Genomic DNA, 21,446 nt, shown 5'->3' on the forward strand with positions numbered 1-21,446 from the left:
CACAAACCCGCTGGCCACAGACCTGAAACGGTCACCCGCGAAGTACGGGCCTAGAGTCGGGTCTAGATCAACAGCTGGATGAAGGAGAGGCGCTGATGGACCTGAGTATCGGTGAGGTGGCGCAGCGCAGTGGGCTGAGCGTGCACGCGTTGCGGTTCTACGAGCGGGAGGGCCTCTTCGCCAACCCGGTGCGCCGCCTGTCCAACGGCCGCCGGATCTATCACGAGGAGGATCTGGAGTGGCTGGCGATCTGCACCAAGCTGCGTTCCTCCGGCATGTCCCTGGCGGTGATCCGGCGGTACATCGAGCTGGCCCGCCAGGGCGCGGGCAACGAACACGAGCGGCTTGAGCTGCTGCGCGGACACCAGAACCACGTGGAGGCGCAGATCCGGGAGCTGCAGGGCACCTTGGAGGTGATGCGGCAGAAGATACGGATCTACGAGGACCACGTCGCCCGCGGCGAGGCCGACCGACTCTGGAACCCGTCCCACTCCCGGTCGACGACGGCTGGGTGATCTGCGACAACGGCGTCGCCGCGGGTCCGTCACCCGAGGGATTGTGGAGCGGCGGTCGGCGGTGCGAACAGTGCCTGGACGGTTTCGGTGGCCAGGTCCCGCAGCCAGCTGTGGGCGCGGTCGTCGTCGTAGCGCTGGTGCCACAGCAGGTACAGGGGGACGTCGGGCAGCGGGAGTGGCGGCGGCAGTGTGGCCAGGCCGAGCTGTTCCCGGGCTGCGCGGGTGACGGCGTCGGGGAGGGTGACGACCAGGTCGGTGTCGCGGGCGAGCTGCAGTGCGAAGGCGGCGGTGGGCCCGGCGGCGACGACGCGTCGTTCGAGGCCGAGGGTGGTCAGGGCGTCGTCGATCGGGTCGCGCAGACTTCCGCGTCGCGAAACGGTGAGGTGTTCGGCGGCCGCGTAGCGCTCGGTGCTCAGCGGGCCTTCGGTGAGGGGGTGGCCTGGTCGGACGGCGACGACCAGCCGGTCGCTGCCGACGAGGCGGTGGCGGATGTCGGGGAGCGTCGGGGCGCTGGAGCTGGATTCGAGGTCGACCTCTCCCCGGCGCAGCTCGGCGTCGTCCGTCCCGGGTTCGGCCGGCAGGCGCAGCCGGACGCCGGGGGCTTGGCGGTGGACGGCGGTGATCAGGGCGGTGCCGCAGGCGGCGGTCAGGGCGTCGTGCCAGCGCACGGTGAATACCCGGTCCAGGGCCGCCAGGTCGAGTTCCTGTTGAGCGGACAGGAGGTGGTGGGCCTGCTGGACGAGGGCGTGGACCTGGGCGCGCATGGCGAGTGCGCGGGTGGTGGGGACCATGCTGCGGCCGGTGCGGACCAGGATCTGGTCTCCGGTGGCCTTGCGGATGCGGCCCAGGGAGCGGCTCATCGCCGGTGCGGTGACGTGGAGTCGTGCTGCGGCGCCGGCGACGCTGCCCTCCTCCAGGAGTGCGTCCAGGGCCGTGAGCAGGTTCAGATCCAGTTGCATGCCAGTAACTTTACAAGTGCAAAGCATGCACTTGTTGTTAATGGTCGGGGGTCCTACCTTCGAAGTGCGGGCGAGAGACAAGCCACCCGCACACATCGAAGCCAGGGAGCCCGCCATGAGCACAGCCATGCCTTTCGCCGCCGACACGACGCTCCTGTCCGAGGTGACCGCCGCGGTGAAGACCGCCGGCCGTACGCTGCGCGAGCGCCACACCCCGCACGCCCGGGGCGTGAGTCTGGACGAGGTCGTCGCCGAGATCCACGCCAACGACGACGCGGTGCTGGACGTGCTGCGGGAGCCGCTGCTGCGGGCCCGGCCCGGATCGCGGTGGGCCGAGGACGAGTTGGCCGGCGGTGCGCTCCCGGCGGGGGAGTGGTGGGTCGTCGACCCCGCCGAGGGCAACATCAACCACGTCCACGGCCTGGAGGACTGGGCCGTCACCGCCACCCTGGTCCGTGACAACCGGCCGGTGCTCACCGTCGTCCACCTACCGCTGACCGGCGACACCTACACCGCCGTCGCCGGCGGCGGTGCGCGCCTCAACGACCGGCCCCTGAAGGTGTCCGCCAAGACCGATCTGGGCGCCGCGCTCATCGGCACCGGCCAGGCCAGGCCCGGCGAGGACGAGCGCACGTTCCGGCGGATCGGCGACTCGGTCACTGCCATGCTCATCAACGGCCTGGTCGTGCGCGTGTCCGTGCCCGCCACGATGCAGCTCATCCACGTCGCCGCCGGACGCATGGACGCCTTCTGGCAGTTCTCCGACGTGCGCTCCGGCCTGGTCGCCGGCGCCCTGCTGGTCTCCGAGGCCGGAGGCACCGTCACCGACCTGGCGGGCGAGCCCTGGACCACGGGCAGCCGCGACTTCCTGGCCGCCGCCCCCGGCATCCACGCCGCCGCCCGCAAGGTCCTGTCGACCATCGCCTGACCGGGCACCTCCGCTCTACCCACCCGATACCGCAAGGAGCATCACCTCATGACCAGCATCGGCATCCTGGGCGCCGGCCGCGTCGGCGCCAACCTCGCCGGCAAGCTCTCCGCCGCCGGACACCGTGTCACCCTCGGTGTCCGGAACCCGGAGGACACCGCAGCCCTCGCCGCCGGCATCGCCCCGCAGATCGCCTTCGCCGACCAGCGCACCACCGCCCGTACCGCGGAGATCGTGATCAACGCGACGCCCGGTGCCACCTCCCTGGACCGCCTGGCCGACCTGCGCGCCGAACTCTCCGGAAAGCTCCTCGTCGACGTCTCCAACGCCACCCGCGACGCCGCCGACGGCCTGCCCGGCGACCTGTGCTACCCCGGCAGCAGCCTCGCCGAGCAACTCCAGGCGGCCCTTCCCGACACCCGGGTGGTCAAGACCCTCAACACCATGCTGTTCATGGTCATGACCGCTCCCGACACCCTGACCGTCCCGCCGACCGCCTATCTCTCGGGCGACGACGAAGCCGCGAAGGAGACCGTGACCGGCCTGCTCGGCGACCTGGGCTGGCAGCCCGGATGGATCGAGGACCTCGGCGACATCACCACGGCCCGCGCCACCGAGGCCATGATCCTGGCCGTGCCCCACCTCCTGCGCCGACACGGCTTCAAGCCCTTCGCCGTCTCCCTCGCCCGCTGACGCCGGCACGACCGGGCGCGGACCGGAACCGGGTGGCGGCCCTGCTCGCGGCCGCCACCCCGGCGGTACTCAGCCCAAGGGGTCCTCGGCTCCGGTGAGTCGCAGGCTCGCCTGCCACAGGCGCAGTCGGGCCTCGCTGTCGTACGCCTGGGCATGGGCGCGTGCGTCGCGGGTGCGCTCGTAGAACCGTCCGGTGGTACCGGCGAGCGCCGGGTCGATGACGAGCCGGCGGGTGGCGGTCACTCCTTCCTCCAGTGTGTCGATGCTGTGCGCGACCTCGGAGAGGACGATCTTGGTCGGCATGTAGGTCGCGGGGTGCAGGCTGTTGACCGTGACCTCGTCGGCGGGCAGGCGCCCGGCGAGCTCGAAGCCGAACGAGATCTGGGCGAGCTTGCTCTGGGCGTAGGCCCGCATGCCGTGGTACTCGCGCTCCAGCATCAGATTCTCGAAGTCGAGCGGGTGCTGGCCGATGGAGGCGACGTTGACGACGCGGGCCGGCGCCGACGCGCGCAGCAGCGGCAGGAGTTCGAGGGTGAGCAGGAAGCCGGCGAGGTAGTTGACGGCGAAGCGCAGCTCGTGGCCGTCGGCGCTGGTACGGCGGGTGCGGCCGTCCGGCTTCCCGGCGCCGATGCCGGCGTTGTTCACCAGGACGTCGAGCCGGTCCACCGACGCGCGGATCTCGGCGGCCATGCGCCGGACCTGCCCGAGGTCGGAGAGGTCCGCGGTCACGGTCCGGGGCCTGGACGCGCCGCGAACCGCGAACCGGTCGGCGATGCCGTCGAGTTTGGCCTGGTCACGGCCGTGCAGGAGCAGGTCGGCGCCGTCGGCCGCCAGCCGTTCGGCCAGGGCCAGGCCGAGGCCGTCGGTGGCGCCGGTGATGAGGACGGTGCGGGCAAGGGTCATTGCGGGTCTCCCAGGTCGATCTCTTGGTCGGTCGGGGGTTGCGCGGCCTGCGTGAGGGTGGCCACGAGGTCCTCGACGAGGTCGTCGCCCATCTCCTGGCGCGTGGCCAGGAGGCGGTACCACAAGGTGCCGAACACGATGTCCATGACGGTGGACGGGGTGGGACGGGGCGGCAGGTCGCCCCGTGCCCGGGCCCGGTCGAGGACCACCTGGAGCGCGTCGCGCCGACGCTGCAGGAACGCGACACGGAAGAGCTCGCCGAACTCCTCGTTGATCTGGGCCTCCGCCATCAGGACGCGCAGGATGTCGACCACCCGCTGCTGGCGGCCGAGCCGGAAGGTGTCCCCCAGGAAGGCCCGCAGGTCGTCGGCATAGGAGCCGTGGTCGGCGTTCGTGACGTACAGATCGGCTTTCACCGTGAGCACTTCGAGGAGCACGTGCGCCTTGGAGGGCCACCACCGGTAGATCGTCTGCTTGCCGCAGCCGGCACGGGTGGCGATTCCTTCGATCGTCAGTCCCGCGTAGCCGACCTCGCCGAGGAGTTCGAACGCCGCGACCAGGATCGCCATCCGGCTCTCCTCGCTGCGTTTGCGTCCCGGGCGTGACTCCGAGGGGGGTTGCTTGTCCATGACCATGGAAGCTAGCTTAATGCGAGACGCGGCGGTTCGATACGCAGCGGTTCGAAATAAGGAGACACCATGCCCCAGCGCACTGCCCTCGTGGTCGGAGGAACCTCCGGCATCGGGCTCGCAACGGCCCGCCTGCTCCAGCGGCGCGGCGCCACCGTGCACATCACCGGCCGCAGCAAGGAGCGCCTCGACGCCCTTGCCGTCACCGACGCCGAACTGGTCGGGCACCGGGCCGACGCCGGAAACCCCGACGAGATGCGCGCACTCGCCGAGACGACCGGCAGCATCGACTGGCTGGTCCTGGCGGCCGGCGGGAGCGAAGGGCCGGGGCCGGTGGCCGACCTCGACCTGACGATGCTGCGCCGCGCGTTCGAGGCCAAGTTCTGGCCCCACGTCACCGCGATCCAGGCGGTCCTGCCGCAGCTCGCACCGGACGGGTCCATCACCCTGCTCAGCGCCATCACCGCGCGGACCGGTATGCCGGGAACCGCCGGCATCGCCGCCATCAACGGCGCCGTCGAGGCCCTGGTCCGGCCGCTGGCCGCGGAACTCGCCCCGATACGGGTGAACGCCGTGTCTCCTGGGCTCGTCGACACGCCCTGGTGGAACGGCCTGCCGGAGGACGCCAAGCGCGGGTACTTCGCCCAGGCCGCCGCCACTCTGCCGGTCCGCCACATCGCCTCGGCGGAGGAGATCGCCGAGGTGGTGGCCCTGGCCGCCACCAATGCCAACCTCACCGGCACCGTCATCGAGAGCGACGGGGGCGCGCGTCTGGTCTCGCTCGGCTGACCCGCTGACCTCGCTGCGGTGTCCCGCCCCGGCCGCCTCATCTCGGCAGGGGCGGGACACCGACACTCAGAGCCCAACGCCGGGGTAACCCTCGTCGGTCGGCTCCGGACGTAGGGGTGCGGAAGACGCCGGCGCGTCGCTGGAACAGACGCCGGCGGCCGATGGTTCCAGACCGTAGCAAGTGCCGCACACCCTCCGGAGGCTTCCCCCGTGACGCAGATCAGAGAGCTCTACCTCACCGTGGCCGCGTCGGCGGCGCGGCTGCTCGCCTCCCCTCAGGTGGCCGCGGCGTGGCAGGAGCCGAGCGCGTTGCCGAAGCTCAGCGTCCAGGGCCTGGCCGGCCATCTGGCCGGACAGATCTTCTTCATCCCCCAGATGCTCGCCGAACCGGTGCCCGTCGAGGAGAGCATCCCGATCCACGAGTACTACGCGCGGGTGAGCTGGATCGGCTCGGACCTCGACGATCCGTTCAACGTGTTCATCAGGACCGGAGGCGAGCAGGAGGCCGCGGACGGCCCCGCGGCGCTGGCGGCCCGCGCGGAGGCCACCGTCCGCGAACTCCGCACCGTGCTGCCGGCGGCCCCGGATCGAACGGTCCGGCGGCCGACCTGGGGACCGTGGTCGATCAGCCTGGACGACTTCGTGACCAGCCGACTGCTCGAACTCGTCGTCCACAGCGACGATCTGGCGCACAGCGTGGGGGTGCCGACGCCGGAACTGCCCGCCGAGGCCGTCGAAACCGTCGTCGACCTGCTGTCCCGGATCGCGCTGCGCCGCCACGGCGCGGTGAACGTGCTGCGAGCCTTCACCCGGGCCGAGCGGGCGCCCGCTTCGATCGCCGCGCTCTGAAAATCCGCGCCAGGCCGAGGCTCGCGACCGTCCGAACCGACCGCGCCTGCGCGCGCGTCAGGCCACCGAGCCGGCCACCCCGGTACGGCCGTCGGGGACGCCGACGATGGTCACGATGACCTGCTTGCGAACGGCCTCACCGAGTACGTCGGCCAGCGCGTCGGTGGTCGTGGCCACCAGGCGGGCGGGGGCGTCCGGAACCTCCGGCAGGTGGTACGCGGCCTCGCGCATGCTGAGCGTGACGAGAGGCGCGTCGTGGTCGACCTGGACGCCGCCGACGCCGCGCCGGTGCTGCGGGATTCCGATCAGGTCGACCCCGACGAGGCGGCGGAACTCCTGGCCGTAGACGGCACCGACCGCGTCGGCCAGGGCGCTGATCAGCTTCGGTTCGACCGTCCCGTCGAGGGCTTCCTCGCGGATGTGCACGCTGAAGTGAGGCATGGTGGCAACTCCGTTCACAGCGGTACATAGGATGGAGGCACCTGGCTTTGCCAGCAAAGTACCTTTGACTGCAAAGATAAAGACGAAGGGGTGTGCCATGTCAAGGCCCACGGCGCACGAGGCGACAGGGGGCGGCGAGGGCGGGGTCGACGACACCGTCAGGGCCCTGCTCCTGCTCATGCCCCGGATGGTGGGCCGGGTCAAGAAGATCCCCGTGCCCGAGGCACTGCAGTCCTTCGCACTGGCGCCGCGCCACCTCTCGCTGCTCTCCTACCTGCTCTTCGACGGGCCGATGACCGTCAACGAGCTGGCAGCCCGACTCCAGGTCGCACCGACGACGGTGAGCCTGCTGGTCGGCGAGCTGAGCCGGAAGGGCATCCTGGAACGCCGCGAGGACGAGACGGACCGCCGCCGCCGGATCATCGGCATCGCCACCGACCAGCAGCCCGCGATCACCTCCTGGCTGGCCCCGGGCGCGGCCGCATGGCGCAAGACCTTGGAACCCCTGACGCCGGATCAGCGAAACCTGTTCGTCAACACCCTCCTCGCCTACGAAGCCGCGGTCACCGGCGAGGAACAGGACTGAGCCGAGCCCGCCACGGAGGCCGACAACGGCCCCTGGGGGACGAGCCGGCGGCACCGTTCGAGGTACCGGAGGCGGGTTCAAGAGGGGTATGAATATCGTAAGCTTGCGAATTGTCGTCCGAGGGTGGGGAGCGCGTCCTTCGCGCCCCGTTCTCGATCTCATGGAGGGGCCGTCGTGATCGACAAGGAGATTTGCAACACGACGGAGCATGTTGTCGTCGAAGCAGATCAGCGCCAGGGCAGGTCCGGGCGCGTTTCGCTGCTGAGGACACTGCGACAGACCGGACTGGGGATGGTCTGCCTGGCAGTGCTCTCGGCGGTCCTGTTCGCCTTCGTCGGACCGGCACCCGGACTTGGCGTGCCGGCCCTCGCGCTCGCCGTCGTGATCGCCGTATTCATCTTTTTCGCGGCTTCGGGACATAAGCCGACGTGCTCGGCCAAGAAGGCGTTGATTCTCTTCTTCGGGTGGATTGAATTCGCCTTCTGACGCAGCCGCTATAGACCAGAGTCGAGGCCACGATGTGACTGAGCGCTTCAGTTGGCGGGCGAGCTTTCCGGGTAGTGCTGTGGGGGGCGTTGGTCCCCGTTGTACGGCGGGGTGCTCGCCTGACGACGGCTGCTCCAGGGCATCAGCCGTGACGGTGTTGGGACACGTCGTAGAGCAGCCAGTGGTACGGGGACCCCTCGTCAATGGGGCGGAGGCTGTCCAGGATCTCGTCGCCTCGTGGGTCGTCCCGCAGCGCGAGCCGTACGGCTGCCTCCACACGCACGTCCTCGTCCGGATCGGTGAGGCAGGTGACGAGTGAGTCCGTGGCGTCCTGGTGGTGTGCGGGTGCGGACGCGAGGGCTCGGCAGGCTTGCCTGCGTACCATCGGGTTTTTGTCCGCTGTGCGCTCCACGGCTGCGGAGAGGGCCTGGTGATCGCCTCTTCCGATCGGGCGGTGCAATCCGGAGAGCGCCGTTTGCCGGACCTTGCTGTCGATGTGACGGGTGAGCGCGGTGAGCGGTTCGTCGCGGCGCGGGTCCTGAGCATCGGCCAGGCCGGCGGTGAGCGGCCGGGTCACGCGGGGGTCCGGCTCGCTCGCTACCCAGGGAAGGAACAGGTCGACGAGAGGTCCGTCGAAGGGCGCGTCGTCGCTCTCGTCGAAGAGGTTGGTCAGGCGGAGGATCTCCGCGCCGAAGTAGCGCTCCATCGGGTCGGGCCGGTTGCGCAGGGCAGCGGCCGCGTCCCAGGCTGCGGAGCCACGCTCCGCGAGCGTCGCGGTGGTCTGCCACCAGATCGCGTGGTCGATGTCGGGCTCGGCCAGCGCGCGGGAGAGCAGTTCGTCGAAGGACGTCGCGATGCCGTACGACTTCTCCAAATTGGTGAGTATCGCCGCGTGCCCGGTTCTGATGGTCAGGCTGCCCAGTGACAGTTGCTCGCAGTTCCCGGAATCGGATGAGACAGCTCTACGGTCGACTGGCCCCTGTCGGCCGCTTCTGCGGTACAGCTCGGCCACGAGGTCCGTCTCGTGCCAGTACTGGGCCAGTGCCAGGGCGTTGCGCCCTTCGGCGTCTGTGATCCACATGTGGGCGCCACGGTTGATAAGCAGGTTCGTGATGTCGTAGGAACCCAGCTCGATCGCGCGATGCAGCGGGGTACGGCCGAGGCCGTCCACACGGTCCGGACGCGCACATGCCCCGAGGAGGGTCTCCATCATCGGGAGATCGAAGGCATCCACAGCCAGGCACAGGACAGGGGTGCCGTGCTCGTCGGCAGCGTCGGGGTCGGCGCCTGCCCGCAACAACGCGTCCGCCACCCGTGCGTCCCCGCTCCGGACCGCATCTATGAGTGGTTCCGCCATCGTGCCCTCCGTACCCGCTCGGCTGGCCCGCCGTACGGGCAGGACAGGCCCAGGAAGCCTAGCCGCCCCTGCAATGTGGTCAGGTTGCTCGTACGGAATCAGAAGATCATCCGGCGAGCAGGTATGCGACCACGCTGGCCCTGTACCAGCTCTCTCACCGTGTACGCCGTCCACGGCGCTCAGGACACCGCGCCTTGTGGTCGGGCGGACGAAATAGCCCAAACCAGGCTCGCCGATCCAACTCTGGCGATACCCCGCCCGGTCAACGCCCAACTCGCCAAGTGAAGCGCTCAGTCACACGAAAATCCACGGCACGTGGTGGCCACGGGTCGGTAGCCTCCAGCCGTGCGAAACATCGAACTCCTGGTACCGGCCGCTCGGCGGGCCGATGCCGTGGGCCTGCGTGAGCTGGACGCTGACGAGCTCGCCCGGTATGTGGCTGATCCGGCCCACCCGTGGTGGCGGCGCGAGCCGTGCGTGCGGGCGCTGACCGGTCGGGTGCCGCAGGCGTGGGTCGCCGAGCTGATCGACCGTATCCAGGACCCGGAGGACACGTCGGAAGTCCGCATCGCGCTGCTTGAACTGCTCGGGGACCATGCCGAGTTGCTGCCCTGGCTGCGGCACCAGGACCGACGGGAGGAGAACGGCTACGGCATGCCCGAGGCCTTCCTCAAGGCCCGCGCCGGCCTCGGCGACCGCTCGGTCCTGCCGGAACTCGCGACCCTCGCCGCGTCCGAGTGGTCGCACCGGCGGGAGCTCGGCGAGGCCGGGCTGTACACGCTGGCCCGGCGGTACGGGAACGAGGCAATCCTGGCCGAGCTCGGGGATGAGCGGCCGGAGGACCGGGCGGCCCGACTCCGGTTGCAGGACGCGGAGCTGGACGTGTTCGCACTGGCCGACCCGGACCGTTCCGTCGCCCACCTGGCCCGGTCGCTGCTGACGGACGAACACCGTGTGCGCGCCTACCTGGACGAGGCGCCGACCACCGAGGCGAAGCTCTGGGCCGCGTACGCGCTGTACCACCTCACCGAGGACACGGTCGAGACCCGGGCGATCTACGACCACCTGGGCCGCCCCCGGGTCGAGGTGGCCGGCCTGGACGAGGAACTGCGCAGCGCGATCGTGCACCAGTTCGCCGAGGGCTGCCAGGCGCACAGCGACCCCCGCTGGCGCGTCGAGGTGCTCTGTACCGAGCCGCCGGCCCACCCCGACCAGGACGAGCAACTCGCCCGGGCCATAGCCGCGTTGACCGCGGTGGGACTCGAACCGGCATCCCCGGTCTCCGCCGGCGAGCACAACCAGCAGGGCGAGGGAACCTACCACGTGATCGAGTGCGGGGAGGGCTCGGTGTTCATCAGCACCCTCGGCCGGTTCGCCACCGGCCACGAGGTCGCCCCCACGGCCCGTCAGGCCCTGGAGGCGACCGGGTTCCGCTGGATCGACGAGGAGACCGGTGCGATCGAGGTGACCGACCTCTGCGTCTACTACTTCGGCGCGCGGGTGCCCCTCACCGTCGACACCCTGCTGTTCTACTGGCAGGACTGACTGATCATCTTCACAAGGGGTTCGGCTCAGTGGCTCGGTAGTCGAGGCGGGCCGGGCCTCGACAGGAATATAGCGATCGGTCTACTGTTTCGGCATGGGAGCGAAGGGCGAGGAGACTCGGGCGCGGTTGGTCGCGGCCACCCGGCAGCTGATCGAGGCGCAGGGCTACTACGGCACCGGCCTCAACCAGGTGCTGGCCGAGAGCGGCGCGCCGCGCGGGTCGCTCTACTTCCACTTCCCCGAGGGCAAGGACCAGCTGGTCGCCCAGGCGCTGTCCGAGGCCGGGCGGGACGTCGCGGTGCTCATCTCCGGGATGGCCGGCGGCGAGCTGTCCGCGGCCGAGGTGGTGCGCGGCCTGCTGGATGCCTTCGGCGATCGGATGGAGCAGTCCGGGTACGCCAAGGGCTGCCCGCTGGCCACCGTGGCCCTGGAGGTCTCGGCCGGGCACGAGGAGCTGCGCCGGGTCTGCGAGAGCGCGTACGCCGAGTGGCAGGGCGCCCTCGCGGACCGGCTGGTTCTGGACGGGCGCGATCGCGCGGGCGCCGAGGCGGCGGCCGGCTCGGCGCTCGCCTTGGTGGAGGGCGCGCTGCTGCTGGCCCGGGTCCAGCACAGCCGTCTGCCGCTGGACCGGGCGGCCGGTGCGGTCGAACTGCTGCTCGGCTGAGCGACCCGGCCCGACCCCCAGGCCGCACACGACCCGGCGCCTCAGAATATGCAGATCGGTCCACTTAAACAGGAGCCCGGAACCATGACCGCACTCATCCTCGGTGCCAACGGCTTCATCGGCCGCTGGCTGACCCTCCACCTGCTCGCCACCGGCCGGCCCACCATCGCCGGCGTCCGCGGCAACGGCAACGGCAACGGCAACGGCGACGAACTGCGCGCCTGGCTGCGCGAGCGCAACGCGGCCGACGCCGAGCTGACCACCGTCCAGGTCGACGTCACCCGTCCCGACCTGGGCCTCTCCTCCACCGACCGCGAGGCGCTGTCGGCCACCGCAGACGTCTACAACCTGGCCGCCCGCTACCGCTTCGGCCTGACCCGCGCCGAGGCGGCGGCCGTCAACGCGGACGGCGCCGCGCGCACCGTCCGCTGGGCGGCGGAGCTGCCGCGGCTGCGCCGCCTGGTGCACCTGTCCGGCTACCGGGTGGGCCGCGACCCGTCCCCCGCGTACCCGCTGCCCGACGCGGACCGCCGCTACCGCACCGAGGGCGCGTACGAGGCGTCCAAGCGCGAGGGCGACGCGGCGGTGCGCACCCTCGCGCCGCGGCTCGGGGTCCCCACCACCGTGGTCAACCCGGGGGTGGTGATCGGCCATTCGCGAACCGGCGAGTCGGGCCAGTACCTTGGCCTGGCGCCGCTGGTCGAGCAGTTGTACGCGGGGAAGCTCAAGGCCCTCGCCGGCAGTGCGCGCACCTTCGTCCCGGTGGTGGCGGTCGACCACCTGGCGGCCTTCCTGGCGGCCGTCCCGGAGCACGACACGGCGCCGCTCGCGCTGCACACGGTGCTGGACCCGCGGACACCACCGCTGCCGGAGCTGGTCGCCACGGTCGCCCGGCGTCTGAACGTCCGGCCGCCGCGCGCCACCGTGCCCCTCGCGCTGGTCAGGCGCCTGCCGCAGCGGCTGACCGGGGTCGACCGGGAGGCGCTCTCGTTCCTCTCCGAGGATCGGTACGACACCGCCTCCGCCGAGCGGCTGGAGGCGGCGGCGGGCCTGGCGCACATGCCGGTGGACGAACTGCTCGGACGGTGGGCGGCCCACGTGGTGACCGACCGTTCGCTGGCCGGACGCCAGTAGTTTCTGTCTCCGGCTGCGGCGCTTCGGCGCCGCGGCGCGCGCTCCGCCGGGTGGGTGGCAGGTGGCGGCGCGCTTCCGGGAAACGGGGCGGGGGCTCGGGGGAGACCGATAGCTTCGTGGACGTCCTGTTGTGCGTGTTCGCCGGAAGGGCCCGGTCACTTGATGGAGTACCACGAGCGTCGGCGCGCCACGGCCTGGACGCGGTCGGGCCCCGAGCGCAGCGCGGCGGGGGCCGCGGGCCTGCCGCTCGGCGACGAGGACGTGCCCGGCGAGGACGTGCCCGGCGACGGGTGCGGCGCGGGCCCCACGAGCCTGGCGGCCGGCCGCCTGCACCGCCGGGTCAGCGGTGTCGACCACCAGGCGGTACCGGTGACCGACGGGGAGTTGGCCGCGCTGGGCGATCCCATGGCGGTGCTGTTCTTCCGGCGGGGCGTGTTCCCCATGACGGTCCAGGACCTGCTCGCTGGCCTGCCGCAGCCACCCGGCGGCCTGCCGAACGCGGTCTACCTGATCGGCGAGGCCGGACAGATCCCGTGGAACGCCTCGCCGCCCCCGTTCCGGGACTTCCGGTTCGCCATCACCCGCACGGCCCTGCAGAGCAAGGACGTCGACCTGCTGATCAGCACCGGCGCGGGTGATGACCCCGCCACCACCTTCCTCCAGGTGGCGGCCTGGGACCCGGACGCCGGCGTGTTCAACTACTACTCGCGGATCAGCCCGAGCTGGGTCTGGTCGGGGGACTCCTGGGCGGCGCTGGCGGAAGGCTCCCGCGGCCGGGGCTGCTTCGACAGCCACATCAACGGCAGCGTCGTGATGAAGGAACTGGCCCAGCCGTGGAGCAACTGGCAGTCCCAGGTCGCGACGATCGACCTCCCCGCCGACAGCCCCGTGCGGACCGACCCGCTGTTCGCCCAGGTCGTCGGCGCGGAGATCCTGGAGCTGACGGTCCGCGCGCTCGTCGCCCGGTGGACGACGGCGCGGCTCGCGGCCGTCACCCGGACCGGCACCGTGGACCGGCCGGACCACCTCCTGCGACAGCTCTTCACCACCACCTCGGTCAACCTGTCCAGCAGCGCGGTCCAGAGCACCGCCGTCACCGCGGCGAGCCAGGACTTCCCGCTGCCGGTCGGCTTCTGGCTGAACGGCGACGCCCTGATCAACGACCTCGCGCTGCCGGTCACCGCGTCCGTGCCGCTGGCGCCCGCGGCCGCGTACGTGGCGGCCCTGACCAGGTTCGGCTTCCGCCTCCAGGAGGAGGCCAGCGGCTTCCGCCGGCCCGGGGACACCTTCTTCGCGTTCGTGGTGCCGGAGGCCGCCTTCGAGGACAACGACGTGGTCCGCCAGATGGTGGGGAGCGGACTGCTCCCCGCGAAGTTCGCCGCGTGCGCGCTCATGGTCGACTTCACCAACCCCGTCTTCAGTGCCGACCGGGCCCGCCTGATGGCGTACGTGCCGACCGTCCCCACCCCGGCCGCCGGCCTCGCCGAGCAGATCGCGCAGGCGATCACGAAAGCCGCGGGCACGCTGCCGTCCACCAGCCCGGAGGCCCGGTTCGCCGCCGACTGGGCGCTGCCCGATGCCGACTGGCCGCAGGCCTTCGCCGACCGTATCGACACCTACCTGGGCCGGGTGTCCGCCCGCATCGGCACACCCGCGGGCTTCGAGGAGTACGTGCGGCTGGCGGAGTCCCGCCGTCGGGACTTCAAGGCGATGCGGCTCAACGAGTTCGAACTCACGCTCCCGGCCACCGACATCCCCGCCGACGCACCCCGCCTGGAGATGCTGGCGAACGCGACCGTCGCCCCCGCTCCGGCCCCCACTCTCGACCTCTGACGCCCGGCCCACCCGTCCGGCCCACCCGTCCGGTCCACCGGTCCGGTACATCCGTCCGCCCCACCTGTCCGGCCGCGGGACCGCTCCGGGGCCGGACCACCGCACCGCAAAGGAAGCGCGCATGAGCAAGCTGCCCTCGTACAACCCGCCCGGCAACCTCACCGACCTGGACGGTGCCGGGCTGAAGGCCTGGGACACCTTCATCAGCGAAAGTGTCGACCGGGCCGCGAAGGGCCCCGACCCCAGCGCGGTGCTCCACGACAGCCCCCGCAGCCAGTTCTACAACCTCACCCGGACCGACACCGCCGCGGACGCGACCGAGGCCGCCGTCACCTGGACGGCGTTCCCTCGGGTCATCAAGCTCAGCTCGATCGGGGACCTCCAGCGCTGGAAGCGCGCGGACGCCAGCCGCGACGTCCAGGACGAGTACTGCGAGTGGAGCGTCACCCGCGACACCACCGGGAAGATCACCAAGGTCACCTTCACCTGCGAAGGGCCCGAGTACTGGTCGATGCTGGCCCAGACCGACCCGGCGGCCGTCCTCACGCTGTACCGGACGTTCGTCGACCCCGGTGTGCAGCACGGCGACCTGTTCGGGGTGGACGGCACCTACAAGCCGCGCAACCGGTGGAACGACTCGACCTCGCACGGCGCGATGCACCTGATCCAGCGCAACAACACGCTCGGCGCGGAGATCGAACTCGCCGCGGCCGGCACCGTCGTCCGGCTCATCGACGGCCAGGAACTCACCACCGAACAGCAGTTGATCCAGTGCGGCATGTACGGGCAGCCGGAACGCAACAGCGACCCCCACATCGGCGGCGCGGTCAACGCGCTCGCCCGCCAGAAGGCCGACATCTCGCTCGCCGACCCGGTCGGCCTCTACTTCAACGACCTCTCCACCGACGGCTGGGCGACCCCCGACGGCTCCGACCCGAAGGACTACTGGACCTACCTGCGCGGCGACGCCACCCACCCCGTGCGCGCCGTCTACGAAGTCCCGCAGGACCGGGGATTCGCCGTCGGCGACATCACCATCAACGGCAAGCTGATCCAGTTCGGCGCCCAGATCACCGACTTCATCACCATCAGGCTCAGCGCGGTCGCCTGCCGCTTCGGCCAGAGCACCACGGCACCGCAGACCGCCTGCGTCCAGTTCGTCCAGCCGTCCCCCGTCGCCGCACCCGGCCTCTCCGTGGAAGCCGCGCCGGCCCTGCGCCTCACCGAGCCGCCCGCCTCGGTCTCCCGCCGCTGACCAGCGACGGGATCCGATCCCAGATACCGCACAACAGACGTATGTGAAAGCGCTCATGACGGAGCATCAATCGGAGGGCGGCTCCTGGGCGAGAGCCCGGGAGTCGCGCTCGGCTACCGCGCGGGCGAGCGAGATCGACGCTACGCCCCGGCCTGCTGGTAGAGCGTCATCAGGATGCCGTGCACCGGCTCGCCCTCCGGATCCTCCTCCGTGTCGTCGACCAGCCCGGCCAGGGCCTCGGCGAGGCGCGCCGCCTTGGCCGGGCTGAGCCGAAGATGACGTAGCGTCAGGAGGTGGTCGGCGGGTGAGCGGTCCAGCTCCTGGGCGACGGCGCCGAGCAGTGCGGCCGTGCCCTCGGCCCGCGGTTCGGCGACGAGGAGGCGCTCGGCGGTCCGCCGGTAGTACTTCTCGGTGCCGCCGCGTACCCGCCGCGTTCCCGCGTCCTGGACCAGGCCCGCCTCGCACAGCACTCTGAGGTGGTGGGAGACCCCGCCCTTGTTCGCTCCCAACTGCGCGGCGAGCCGGCTGATCGTCGACGGCCGGGTGCTCAGGGCGAAGAGCAGGCGCTGGCGCATGGGGTGGGCGAGCGCGCTGTGCTGCTGGGGCGTGTCGATCCGTTGGACGTTCTCGTCCGGTTGATGGCTCACCAGATCAAGCGTTAAGTACGGTTGACGCTTTGGCAAGCCGCTGGTCTACTCCCTCTCCATGACCTCCACCACATTGCCTTCCGCTCTGGATGCCGCCGCCGTCGTCGAGTCGATCGCCGCTCTGGTCGGCGAGAACTACGTCTTCCCTGACGCCGCCCGGGAACTGGCGTCCCTGCTGCGGCGCCGGAGCGCCGAGGGCTCCTACCTGACCGAATCCGCCGAGGAGTTGGCCGAGGCGGTCACCGCCGATCTGCGGTCCGTCAACGGCGACCTGCACCTGGCCCTCAAGTACCACGCCGTACCGGTGCCGGCGGAGCGGGGCGCGGCGGTACTCGCCACGATGCGCAGGGACTTCGACGCCTCCCTGGGCGGTGTTCCCCGGGTGGAACTCCTCGACGGCGGCGTCGCGGTCCTGGAGATCGCACCCAAGATGTTCCCGCTGGACTGGGCGGCCCAGCCGCTGACCGCGGCGCTCTCCCTGGTGGCCCCCGCCCGCGCCCTCATCCTGGACCTGCGCCGCAACACCGGCGGCGACCCGAACACGGTCGCCTTCGTCTGCGCCTACCTGCTCGACGGGCGTACCCACCTCAACACCATGCTCTCGCGGCAGGGGGACGTCGCCGAGCAGTCCTGGACGCCCCCGTTCGTCCCCGGAGCCCGCTTCGGCGGCAGCAAGCCGCTCTACGTCCTGACCAGCGGAGACACCTTCTCCGCTGGCGAGGAACTCGCCTACGACCTTCAGCAGCTCGGTCGCGCCGAGGTCGTGGGGGAGGCCACCCGGGGCGGCGCGCACCCGCGCGACGGCTGGACCGTGCACCCGCACCTGGAGCTCAGCGTGCCCGTCGCCCGCGCGGTCAACCCCGTCTCGGGCAGTAACTGGGAGGGGACCGGCGTCCGGCCCGACGTGCCGTGCGACGCCGGGACGGCGCTCGACCGCGCGTTGGCGCTGGCGGTGGAGCGCCTGGCCTGAGCCCCTTCCTCCGGATCGGCGGGCGGACCGAAGGAACGTGCCCGCCGGCCGGACCGAAGGGTGACGAGGTGCGGGTGCTCTCGTGATCGGCCGTCAGGACAGCTGGACGTGGTCGAACTGGGCGATGGCTTCGGCGGGGTCCGGGCTCACGAGGCGTTCCAGGCCGGCCGTCGTGATCTGCGCCCACCGGCCGGCCCGTGCCCACATCCGTTCCTCGAAGGCGCGGACGGCCTCGTCCGGATCTCCGGAGCCGCTGGCGATGGACTCGGTGGCGATGGACTCAGCGAGTTCGGCGCCGTCCAGCATCGCGAGGTTCGCGCCCGCACCCAGCGGGGGCATCAGATGAGCGGCGTCGCCCAGCAGCGTCACCCCGGGGACGTGGGTCCAGGTGTGGGACACGGGCAGGCTGTAGAAGGGGCGGTGAACGAAGGCGGCGCCGTGTCGGAGGAGGTCGAGAACGGGAGCGGCCCAGCCGTCGAACAGCGCCAGCAGGCCCGACCGCACGGCCTCGACGTCGGCCAGGTCCAGGTTCCGGTTTAGGTCCAGGTCAAGCTTCGCGTGCCAGCCCAGCGGCGCGCGGAACTTGGCGTACACCTTGACGTGGCCGCCGCTGTTGCGCTGGGCGACGAGCGAGCGGTTCACGCCGTACACGGCCACGGAACCGTCACCGATCAACCGGGCGAGGGCCGGGTGGCGGGTGTCGACCTCGTCGAGGGAGGTCTCGACCGAGGTGACGCCGGTGTAGTGCGGCGTCACCGGCGAGACCGCGGGGCGGACCCGGGACCAGGCGCCGTCCGCGCCGATCACGAGGTCGAAGGCCTCCTGCCGCCCGTCCGCGAAATGGACCAGTACGCCGTCCCGGGTCCCCGGCACCACCCGCGTCACGCTCCGGCCCCACCGGACGTCGTCGAGCGGGCCGAGCAGCAGGTCACGGAGTTGCCCGCGGTCGATCTCGGGGTTCGCCCGCTCGTCCGGACGGGGGTGCCAGTCGCGCAGGACCGTCCCGTCCGTGTCCAGGATGCGCATGGCCTGCCCCTCGGGACGGGACAGCGCCTGGAACTCCGCCAGCAGCCCCGCCTTGTCCAACGCGAGCTGGCCCAGCCCTTCCTGCAGGTCCAGCGTGCCGCCCGGCGGGCGGGCGTCGGGGGCGGGATCGCGTTCCAGGACGGCGACGGGGTGGCCGTGGCGCTGCAGGACACGGGCGAAGGTAAGGCCGGCCGGGCCGCCGCCGACCACCGCGATGCGATGTCTCATATCGATACACTGTATTGAGTCGATGTGGTGCATCGCAACGGTACGGTGGGGCCATGACTGTGTGGGACCGCCCGGAGCCGCCGACTCAACCCGTACCGCTCGACCGGGAGCGGATCGTCGCCGCCGCCGTCGCGCTGGCCGACGAGGGCGGGTTGGAGGCGGTGTCCCTGCGCAAGGTCGCCGCCCGCCTGGACGCGGGCCCGATGCGGCTGTACCGCTACATCTCCACCAAGGAGGAGCTGTTCGACCTCATGGTGGACGAGGTCCAGGCCGAGATCCGCCCCGAGGAGCAGCCCGGTGACTGGCGGGAGGCGCTGCGCCTCCTCGCCCAGCGCACCAGGCAGGCCGCGCTCCGCCACGAATGGCTGGCCGACCTGCTCGGCGGCCGCCCGGCCCTGGGCCCGAACGGCCTCGCTGTGACCGAGGCCACGCTCTCCGCCCTCGACGGCCACGCCGACATCGACACCGTCATGCGCGCCGTGGAGACCGTCAGCGCCTACTACATCGGCGCGATCAGGCGCGAGATCGCGAACCTGCGGGCCGAGCGCGCCACGGGCCTGTCCAAGCACGACTGGCAGCGCGCCTCCGGCCCGCATGTGACGAGCATGCTGGCCACGGGCCGCTTCCCGGCGCTCGCCAAGGCCGTGTACGACGGCACGGACGTGGACGCCGAGACATCCTTCGCGACCGGACTGGACTGGGTCCTCGACGCCGTGGCCGCCAAACTCGTCCGACCGCCGACGTGATGCCCGGCTCCTGCCGCCGGCCCCGGCACGCCGACCCGGGTCACCCCGTGGCGCGCAGGGCCGAGACCGGGTAGCGCAGCGCCTCCGGGACGGCGGCGTCGATGGCGGCGACGGCGGTGCCGAGGCCGGAGAAGAGTTCCGGGGTCACGGGGACGAAGCAGTTGCCCAGGCCGTGGAGGATGCGGCCACCGTCGTGGACCTCGACGCCGACTACCTCGCTGTACGGGAAGCCGTGGACCTGGCCGTCCTCGTCCTGCCACCACGCGCCGTCGGCGTTCACCACGAGCCGGACCTTTCGGGCCGCGCCGGAGCGTGCCCGGGCGAGCAGCGGCGGCCGGAACTGCGGCCCGGCGGGCAGTCCGCTGCGCTCCGAGCAGCCGCCGGCGGGCAGCGCCGAGCGGTCGGGCCGGCCGAGCGTCAACTGCTCCACCTGGCAGGGCACGAGCAGGAGCGCCGTCTCCATCGCCGCCGCGAACACCTCCCGCACCTGGGCCGGGGTCACCTCGGCCTGCCGCGCGAGCTTGGTCGCGGCGTCGAGGTGGGTCTCGTCGAGGAGCTGGTCCGCCGCGCGCTCGGCGACCTCCATGTCGAGGGTGCGCGGGTCGGTCAGGAACTCCCGGGCGGCCTCGCGCTCCTCGGCCAGCTCGGCCTCGGTGGGCTCCTCGGCGGCGAGGCGCAGCGCCTCCTGCCAGAGCAGTTCGGTGACGCGCTTCTCCTGGCCCTCGCGGACGTCCAGTTGGACGACGCGCTCGCCACGGCCGGGCCCGACGTAGACGGCGGTGCCGCCGACGTCGTAGCTCAGGCCGTGCTCGTGACGGACGGTGTCGGTCAGGCGCTGCGAGAGGATGTGGGTGGCGAGCAGCATCGCCTGGTCGTTGAGGTCGCAGGCGAGCAGCAGGCCGGGACCGGGGACGTCGGCCCGGTGCCAGGACGGGCCGGTGTTGCGTGGGGCCGGGTGCGGCGCGCGGGCGGTGCGGGCGCCGGAGGGCAGCGGCAGGCGCAGCCCCTCCGGCGGCGGCCCGGTCAGGGCGAGGACGGCGTTGCCGGCGTGGAAGTGCCGGGCGACGGTCTCCCGGACGGCCTCCAGCGGGATCCGGTCCGCGCCGGGCCCGCTGAAGGAGGCCAGGCCGAGGCCCTGGGTGCCGTAACGGATCGACAGCAACTCGCCGGTGACCGGGTCGGCCGCACCACTCCCCTCGGCGGCCAACACGCCGGCCTCCTTCTCGATCCGCTCCAGGGGCAGCTCGGCGAGGGCGGCACAGACGCGGGCGAGGAAGTCGACGACCTGCTCCGGTCGCCCCGAACAGGTGAAGTCGGTGATCGAGAGGCTGACCGAGGCATTGTGATCGAAGTGCAGCCGAGGAAGCGTGCTCATCGCCAGGTGCTCGACCAGGTGCGTCACCCCGAGGGTACGGAAGGTCTCGTCCTGGACCCCGCAGCCGAACATCAGAGTGGCTTCGAGCGGGCCGGGCGTCTCGGTCCAGATGACGGGGACGCCGTCGATGAGGTCGTGGTGCATCGGGCGATCATACATTCATCGCTTTATCGACCTTGGGGGACGGTCGAACCGCGCTGCCTCCTCATCGGCGGAGGTCGTCGCCGAGGTAGCCGAGGTGCCGCGTGCATCCCCGACCCCGCACAAGGTGCGGCGCCCTGGGGGCCGATAAAAAGAGGGCCGACTGGGGAAAGCCTGGTAGTAAAATACCAACCCCATGGTACGGAAGGACCCGTGGAGGGTCCGCAGCCACTCGAGGAAGTGAAATTGGAAGCAATCTTTTCGGGAATGGATCCCTGGAAGTTGAATAACGACTTCACGGAGATTTCTACCTCATCGGGATTTATTGATCTTCACAATGAGGTTTCCGTTATTGGCTTCCGGTTCATCGGTCATCCTCGACAGGATCTCCTCGTCGACTTCAAAGAGGATTCCGGAGAGTTCTTTTCTCTGGAGTTCCAGAACGTCGGTGAGCTGACATTCCGGCAGGGTGGGGTGGCCTCGGAGGGGTGGCCGGAAATCGCCGAAGATGTTGAACCTGAAGGCCTTGATAATATTAGTTACTACGAGTATGGCACCGACATTCCGCCGGTCTTTGACATCTCCTCGCTCAACCTGAACCTGAAGTTTCGATCCGGCCGGGTCTGTTTCGTCCGCCCGCAGGATCGACGGTGAGTTGACTGGCTGGAGCCTGCTGGTCCGGAGAGCGCCGCGGTCCTGTCCGGTCTCCACCTTGAGTCGCTCGTGCGGGACCCTACCGGCGTGGCG

General features: G+C 71.1%; 23 protein-coding genes. 15 read left to right on the forward strand and 8 right to left on the reverse strand.

Annotation, left to right across the window (positions count from 1 at the left end):
- The first annotated feature begins 95 nt into the window (after positions 1–95).
- The gene (locus tag ACFP3U_RS18225; protein WP_380226604.1) at positions 96–515 is read left to right on the forward strand and encodes a MerR family transcriptional regulator; all 420 of its coding nucleotides are present in this window, start codon (positions 96–98) and stop codon (positions 513–515) included.
- 29 nt (positions 516–544) lie between these two features.
- On the opposite strand, the gene ACFP3U_RS18230 is transcribed toward ACFP3U_RS18225, so the two are convergent.
- Positions 545–1,474, reverse strand: a complete 930-nt coding sequence (locus tag ACFP3U_RS18230; RefSeq protein WP_380226605.1) for a LysR family transcriptional regulator — start codon at positions 1,472–1,474, stop codon at positions 545–547.
- A 115-nt stretch (positions 1,475–1,589) separates the two neighbouring features.
- Between ACFP3U_RS18230 and ACFP3U_RS18235 the strand changes: the two genes are divergently transcribed.
- Complete coding sequence (locus tag ACFP3U_RS18235) at positions 1,590–2,402, forward strand: inositol monophosphatase family protein (RefSeq protein WP_380226606.1); 813 nt, start codon at positions 1,590–1,592, stop codon at positions 2,400–2,402.
- A 48-nt stretch (positions 2,403–2,450) separates the two neighbouring features.
- A complete protein-coding gene (locus tag ACFP3U_RS18240; protein WP_380226607.1) occupies positions 2,451–3,095 on the forward strand; it encodes an NADPH-dependent F420 reductase in 645 nt (214 codons plus the stop codon).
- A 69-nt stretch (positions 3,096–3,164) separates the two neighbouring features.
- Here ACFP3U_RS18240 and ACFP3U_RS18245 read toward each other — a convergent pair whose 3' ends face one another.
- Entirely contained in the window at positions 3,165–3,998 is an 834-nt protein-coding gene (locus ACFP3U_RS18245; protein ID WP_380226608.1) for an SDR family NAD(P)-dependent oxidoreductase, read from the reverse strand.
- The gene (locus tag ACFP3U_RS18250) at positions 3,995–4,567 is read right to left on the reverse strand and encodes a TetR/AcrR family transcriptional regulator (RefSeq protein WP_380226609.1); all 573 of its coding nucleotides are present in this window, start codon (positions 4,565–4,567) and stop codon (positions 3,995–3,997) included. Before ACFP3U_RS18250 ends, ACFP3U_RS18245 begins: the two co-directional genes overlap by 4 nt.
- 129 nt (positions 4,568–4,696) lie before the next feature.
- On the opposite strand from ACFP3U_RS18250, the gene ACFP3U_RS18255 reads away from it, so the two are divergent.
- Both ACFP3U_RS18255 and ACFP3U_RS18260 read left to right on the forward strand, forming a co-directional pair.
- The gene (locus tag ACFP3U_RS18255; protein ID WP_380226610.1) at positions 4,697–5,416 is read left to right on the forward strand and encodes an SDR family oxidoreductase; all 720 of its coding nucleotides are present in this window, start codon (positions 4,697–4,699) and stop codon (positions 5,414–5,416) included.
- A gap of 210 nt (positions 5,417–5,626) precedes the next feature.
- The gene (locus tag ACFP3U_RS18260) at positions 5,627–6,265 is read left to right on the forward strand and encodes a maleylpyruvate isomerase N-terminal domain-containing protein (protein ID WP_380226611.1); all 639 of its coding nucleotides are present in this window, start codon (positions 5,627–5,629) and stop codon (positions 6,263–6,265) included.
- Between the two features lie 57 nt (positions 6,266–6,322).
- Here ACFP3U_RS18260 and ACFP3U_RS18265 read toward each other — a convergent pair whose 3' ends face one another.
- Entirely contained in the window at positions 6,323–6,706 is a 384-nt protein-coding gene (locus tag ACFP3U_RS18265; protein ID WP_380226612.1) for a hypothetical protein, read from the reverse strand.
- Between the two features lie 97 nt (positions 6,707–6,803).
- On the opposite strand from ACFP3U_RS18265, the gene ACFP3U_RS18270 reads away from it, so the two are divergent.
- Positions 6,804–7,292: a MarR family transcriptional regulator gene (locus ACFP3U_RS18270; RefSeq protein ID WP_380226613.1), complete on the forward strand. Its 489-nt coding sequence runs from the start codon at positions 6,804–6,806 to the stop codon at positions 7,290–7,292.
- A gap of 174 nt (positions 7,293–7,466) precedes the next feature.
- Positions 7,467–7,778 (forward strand): hypothetical protein, encoded by a 312-nt coding sequence (locus tag ACFP3U_RS18275; protein ID WP_380226614.1) that lies wholly within the window; start codon positions 7,467–7,469, stop codon positions 7,776–7,778.
- A 142-nt stretch (positions 7,779–7,920) separates the two neighbouring features.
- On the opposite strand, the gene ACFP3U_RS18280 is transcribed toward ACFP3U_RS18275, so the two are convergent.
- Complete coding sequence (locus ACFP3U_RS18280) at positions 7,921–9,135, reverse strand: ankyrin repeat domain-containing protein (protein ID WP_380226615.1); 1,215 nt, start codon at positions 9,133–9,135, stop codon at positions 7,921–7,923.
- 345 nt (positions 9,136–9,480) lie between these two features.
- Here ACFP3U_RS18280 and ACFP3U_RS18285 point away from each other — a divergent pair, with 345 nt between their 5' ends.
- The 5 genes from ACFP3U_RS18285 (at position 9,481) to ACFP3U_RS18305 (ending at position 15,566) form a co-directional block, all read left to right on the forward strand.
- Positions 9,481–10,680, forward strand: coding sequence for a hypothetical protein (locus tag ACFP3U_RS18285; protein ID WP_380226616.1), 1,200 nt, complete (start codon positions 9,481–9,483; stop codon positions 10,678–10,680).
- A gap of 94 nt (positions 10,681–10,774) precedes the next feature.
- Positions 10,775–11,344 (forward strand): TetR/AcrR family transcriptional regulator, encoded by a 570-nt coding sequence (locus tag ACFP3U_RS18290; RefSeq protein WP_380226617.1) that lies wholly within the window; start codon positions 10,775–10,777, stop codon positions 11,342–11,344.
- An 84-nt stretch (positions 11,345–11,428) separates the two neighbouring features.
- Positions 11,429–12,478 carry an SDR family oxidoreductase gene (locus ACFP3U_RS18295; RefSeq protein ID WP_380226618.1) on the forward strand — a complete coding sequence of 350 codons (1,050 nt, stop codon included), beginning with the start codon at positions 11,429–11,431 and terminating at the stop codon, positions 12,476–12,478.
- Positions 12,479–12,640: 162 nt separating this feature from the next.
- On the forward strand, positions 12,641–14,311 hold the full coding sequence (locus ACFP3U_RS18300) for a hypothetical protein (RefSeq protein ID WP_380226619.1): 1,671 nt from the start codon (positions 12,641–12,643) through the stop codon (positions 14,309–14,311).
- 121 nt (positions 14,312–14,432) lie between these two features.
- Positions 14,433–15,566 (forward strand): hypothetical protein, encoded by a 1,134-nt coding sequence (locus ACFP3U_RS18305; RefSeq protein ID WP_380226620.1) that lies wholly within the window; start codon positions 14,433–14,435, stop codon positions 15,564–15,566.
- A 140-nt stretch (positions 15,567–15,706) separates the two neighbouring features.
- On the opposite strand, the gene ACFP3U_RS18310 is transcribed toward ACFP3U_RS18305, so the two are convergent.
- On the reverse strand, positions 15,707–16,213 hold the full coding sequence (locus tag ACFP3U_RS18310; protein ID WP_380226621.1) for an ArsR/SmtB family transcription factor: 507 nt from the start codon (positions 16,211–16,213) through the stop codon (positions 15,707–15,709).
- A 58-nt stretch (positions 16,214–16,271) separates the two neighbouring features.
- Here ACFP3U_RS18310 and ACFP3U_RS18315 point away from each other — a divergent pair, with 58 nt between their 5' ends.
- Positions 16,272–17,183, forward strand: a complete 912-nt coding sequence (locus ACFP3U_RS18315) for a S41 family peptidase (protein WP_380226622.1) — start codon at positions 16,272–16,274, stop codon at positions 17,181–17,183.
- Between the two features lie 93 nt (positions 17,184–17,276).
- Here the strand turns inward: ACFP3U_RS18315 and ACFP3U_RS18320 are convergent, their stop codons facing one another.
- A complete protein-coding gene (locus ACFP3U_RS18320; protein ID WP_380226623.1) occupies positions 17,277–18,437 on the reverse strand; it encodes an FAD-dependent oxidoreductase in 1,161 nt (386 codons plus the stop codon).
- Between the two features lie 53 nt (positions 18,438–18,490).
- Between ACFP3U_RS18320 and ACFP3U_RS18325 the strand changes: the two genes are divergently transcribed.
- On the forward strand, positions 18,491–19,183 hold the full coding sequence (locus ACFP3U_RS18325) for a TetR/AcrR family transcriptional regulator (protein WP_380226624.1): 693 nt from the start codon (positions 18,491–18,493) through the stop codon (positions 19,181–19,183).
- Between the two features lie 40 nt (positions 19,184–19,223).
- Here the strand turns inward: ACFP3U_RS18325 and ACFP3U_RS18330 are convergent, their stop codons facing one another.
- Entirely contained in the window at positions 19,224–20,702 is a 1,479-nt protein-coding gene (locus ACFP3U_RS18330) for an insulinase family protein (RefSeq protein ID WP_380226625.1), read from the reverse strand.
- A 210-nt stretch (positions 20,703–20,912) separates the two neighbouring features.
- Between ACFP3U_RS18330 and ACFP3U_RS18335 the strand changes: the two genes are divergently transcribed.
- Positions 20,913–21,353 (forward strand): hypothetical protein, encoded by a 441-nt coding sequence (locus ACFP3U_RS18335; RefSeq protein ID WP_380226626.1) that lies wholly within the window; start codon positions 20,913–20,915, stop codon positions 21,351–21,353.
- The last annotated feature ends 93 nt before the right edge of the window (positions 21,354–21,446 follow it).

The organism is Kitasatospora misakiensis, assembly GCF_042656005.1.
GTDB classification, from domain to species: domain Bacteria; phylum Actinomycetota; class Actinomycetes; order Streptomycetales; family Streptomycetaceae; genus Kitasatospora; species Kitasatospora misakiensis.

Excerpts from the sequence above, each read along its gene's own strand:
- ACFP3U_RS18235 (WP_380226606.1), top strand. The coding sequence starts at position 1,590 with ATGAGCACAGCCATGCCTTTCGCCGCCGACACGACGCTCCTGTCCGAG.
- ACFP3U_RS18255 (WP_380226610.1), top strand. The coding sequence starts at position 4,697 with ATGCCCCAGCGCACTGCCCTCGTGGTCGGAGGAACCTCCGGCATCGGG.
- ACFP3U_RS18270 (WP_380226613.1), top strand. The coding sequence starts at position 6,804 with ATGTCAAGGCCCACGGCGCACGAGGCGACAGGGGGCGGCGAGGGCGGG.
- ACFP3U_RS18240 (WP_380226607.1), top strand. The coding sequence starts at position 2,451 with ATGACCAGCATCGGCATCCTGGGCGCCGGCCGCGTCGGCGCCAACCTC.
- ACFP3U_RS18245 (WP_380226608.1), bottom strand. The coding sequence starts at position 3,998 with ATGACCCTTGCCCGCACCGTCCTCATCACCGGCGCCACCGACGGCCTC.
- ACFP3U_RS18230 (WP_380226605.1), bottom strand. The coding sequence starts at position 1,474 with ATGCAACTGGATCTGAACCTGCTCACGGCCCTGGACGCACTCCTGGAG.
- ACFP3U_RS18330 (WP_380226625.1), bottom strand. The coding sequence starts at position 20,702 with ATGCACCACGACCTCATCGACGGCGTCCCCGTCATCTGGACCGAGACG.
- ACFP3U_RS18280 (WP_380226615.1), bottom strand. The coding sequence starts at position 9,135 with ATGGCGGAACCACTCATAGATGCGGTCCGGAGCGGGGACGCACGGGTG.
- ACFP3U_RS18295 (WP_380226618.1), top strand. The coding sequence starts at position 11,429 with ATGACCGCACTCATCCTCGGTGCCAACGGCTTCATCGGCCGCTGGCTG.
- ACFP3U_RS18250 (WP_380226609.1), bottom strand. The coding sequence starts at position 4,567 with ATGGCGATCCTGGTCGCGGCGTTCGAACTCCTCGGCGAGGTCGGCTAC.
- ACFP3U_RS18315 (WP_380226622.1), top strand. The coding sequence starts at position 16,272 with ATGACCTCCACCACATTGCCTTCCGCTCTGGATGCCGCCGCCGTCGTC.
- ACFP3U_RS18290 (WP_380226617.1), top strand. The coding sequence starts at position 10,775 with ATGGGAGCGAAGGGCGAGGAGACTCGGGCGCGGTTGGTCGCGGCCACC.
- ACFP3U_RS18320 (WP_380226623.1), bottom strand. The coding sequence starts at position 18,437 with ATGAGACATCGCATCGCGGTGGTCGGCGGCGGCCCGGCCGGCCTTACC.
- ACFP3U_RS18225 (WP_380226604.1), top strand. The coding sequence starts at position 96 with ATGGACCTGAGTATCGGTGAGGTGGCGCAGCGCAGTGGGCTGAGCGTG.
- ACFP3U_RS18300 (WP_380226619.1), top strand. The coding sequence starts at position 12,641 with ATGGAGTACCACGAGCGTCGGCGCGCCACGGCCTGGACGCGGTCGGGC.
- ACFP3U_RS18305 (WP_380226620.1), top strand. The coding sequence starts at position 14,433 with ATGAGCAAGCTGCCCTCGTACAACCCGCCCGGCAACCTCACCGACCTG.
- ACFP3U_RS18265 (WP_380226612.1), bottom strand. The coding sequence starts at position 6,706 with ATGCCTCACTTCAGCGTGCACATCCGCGAGGAAGCCCTCGACGGGACG.
- ACFP3U_RS18325 (WP_380226624.1), top strand. The coding sequence starts at position 18,491 with ATGACTGTGTGGGACCGCCCGGAGCCGCCGACTCAACCCGTACCGCTC.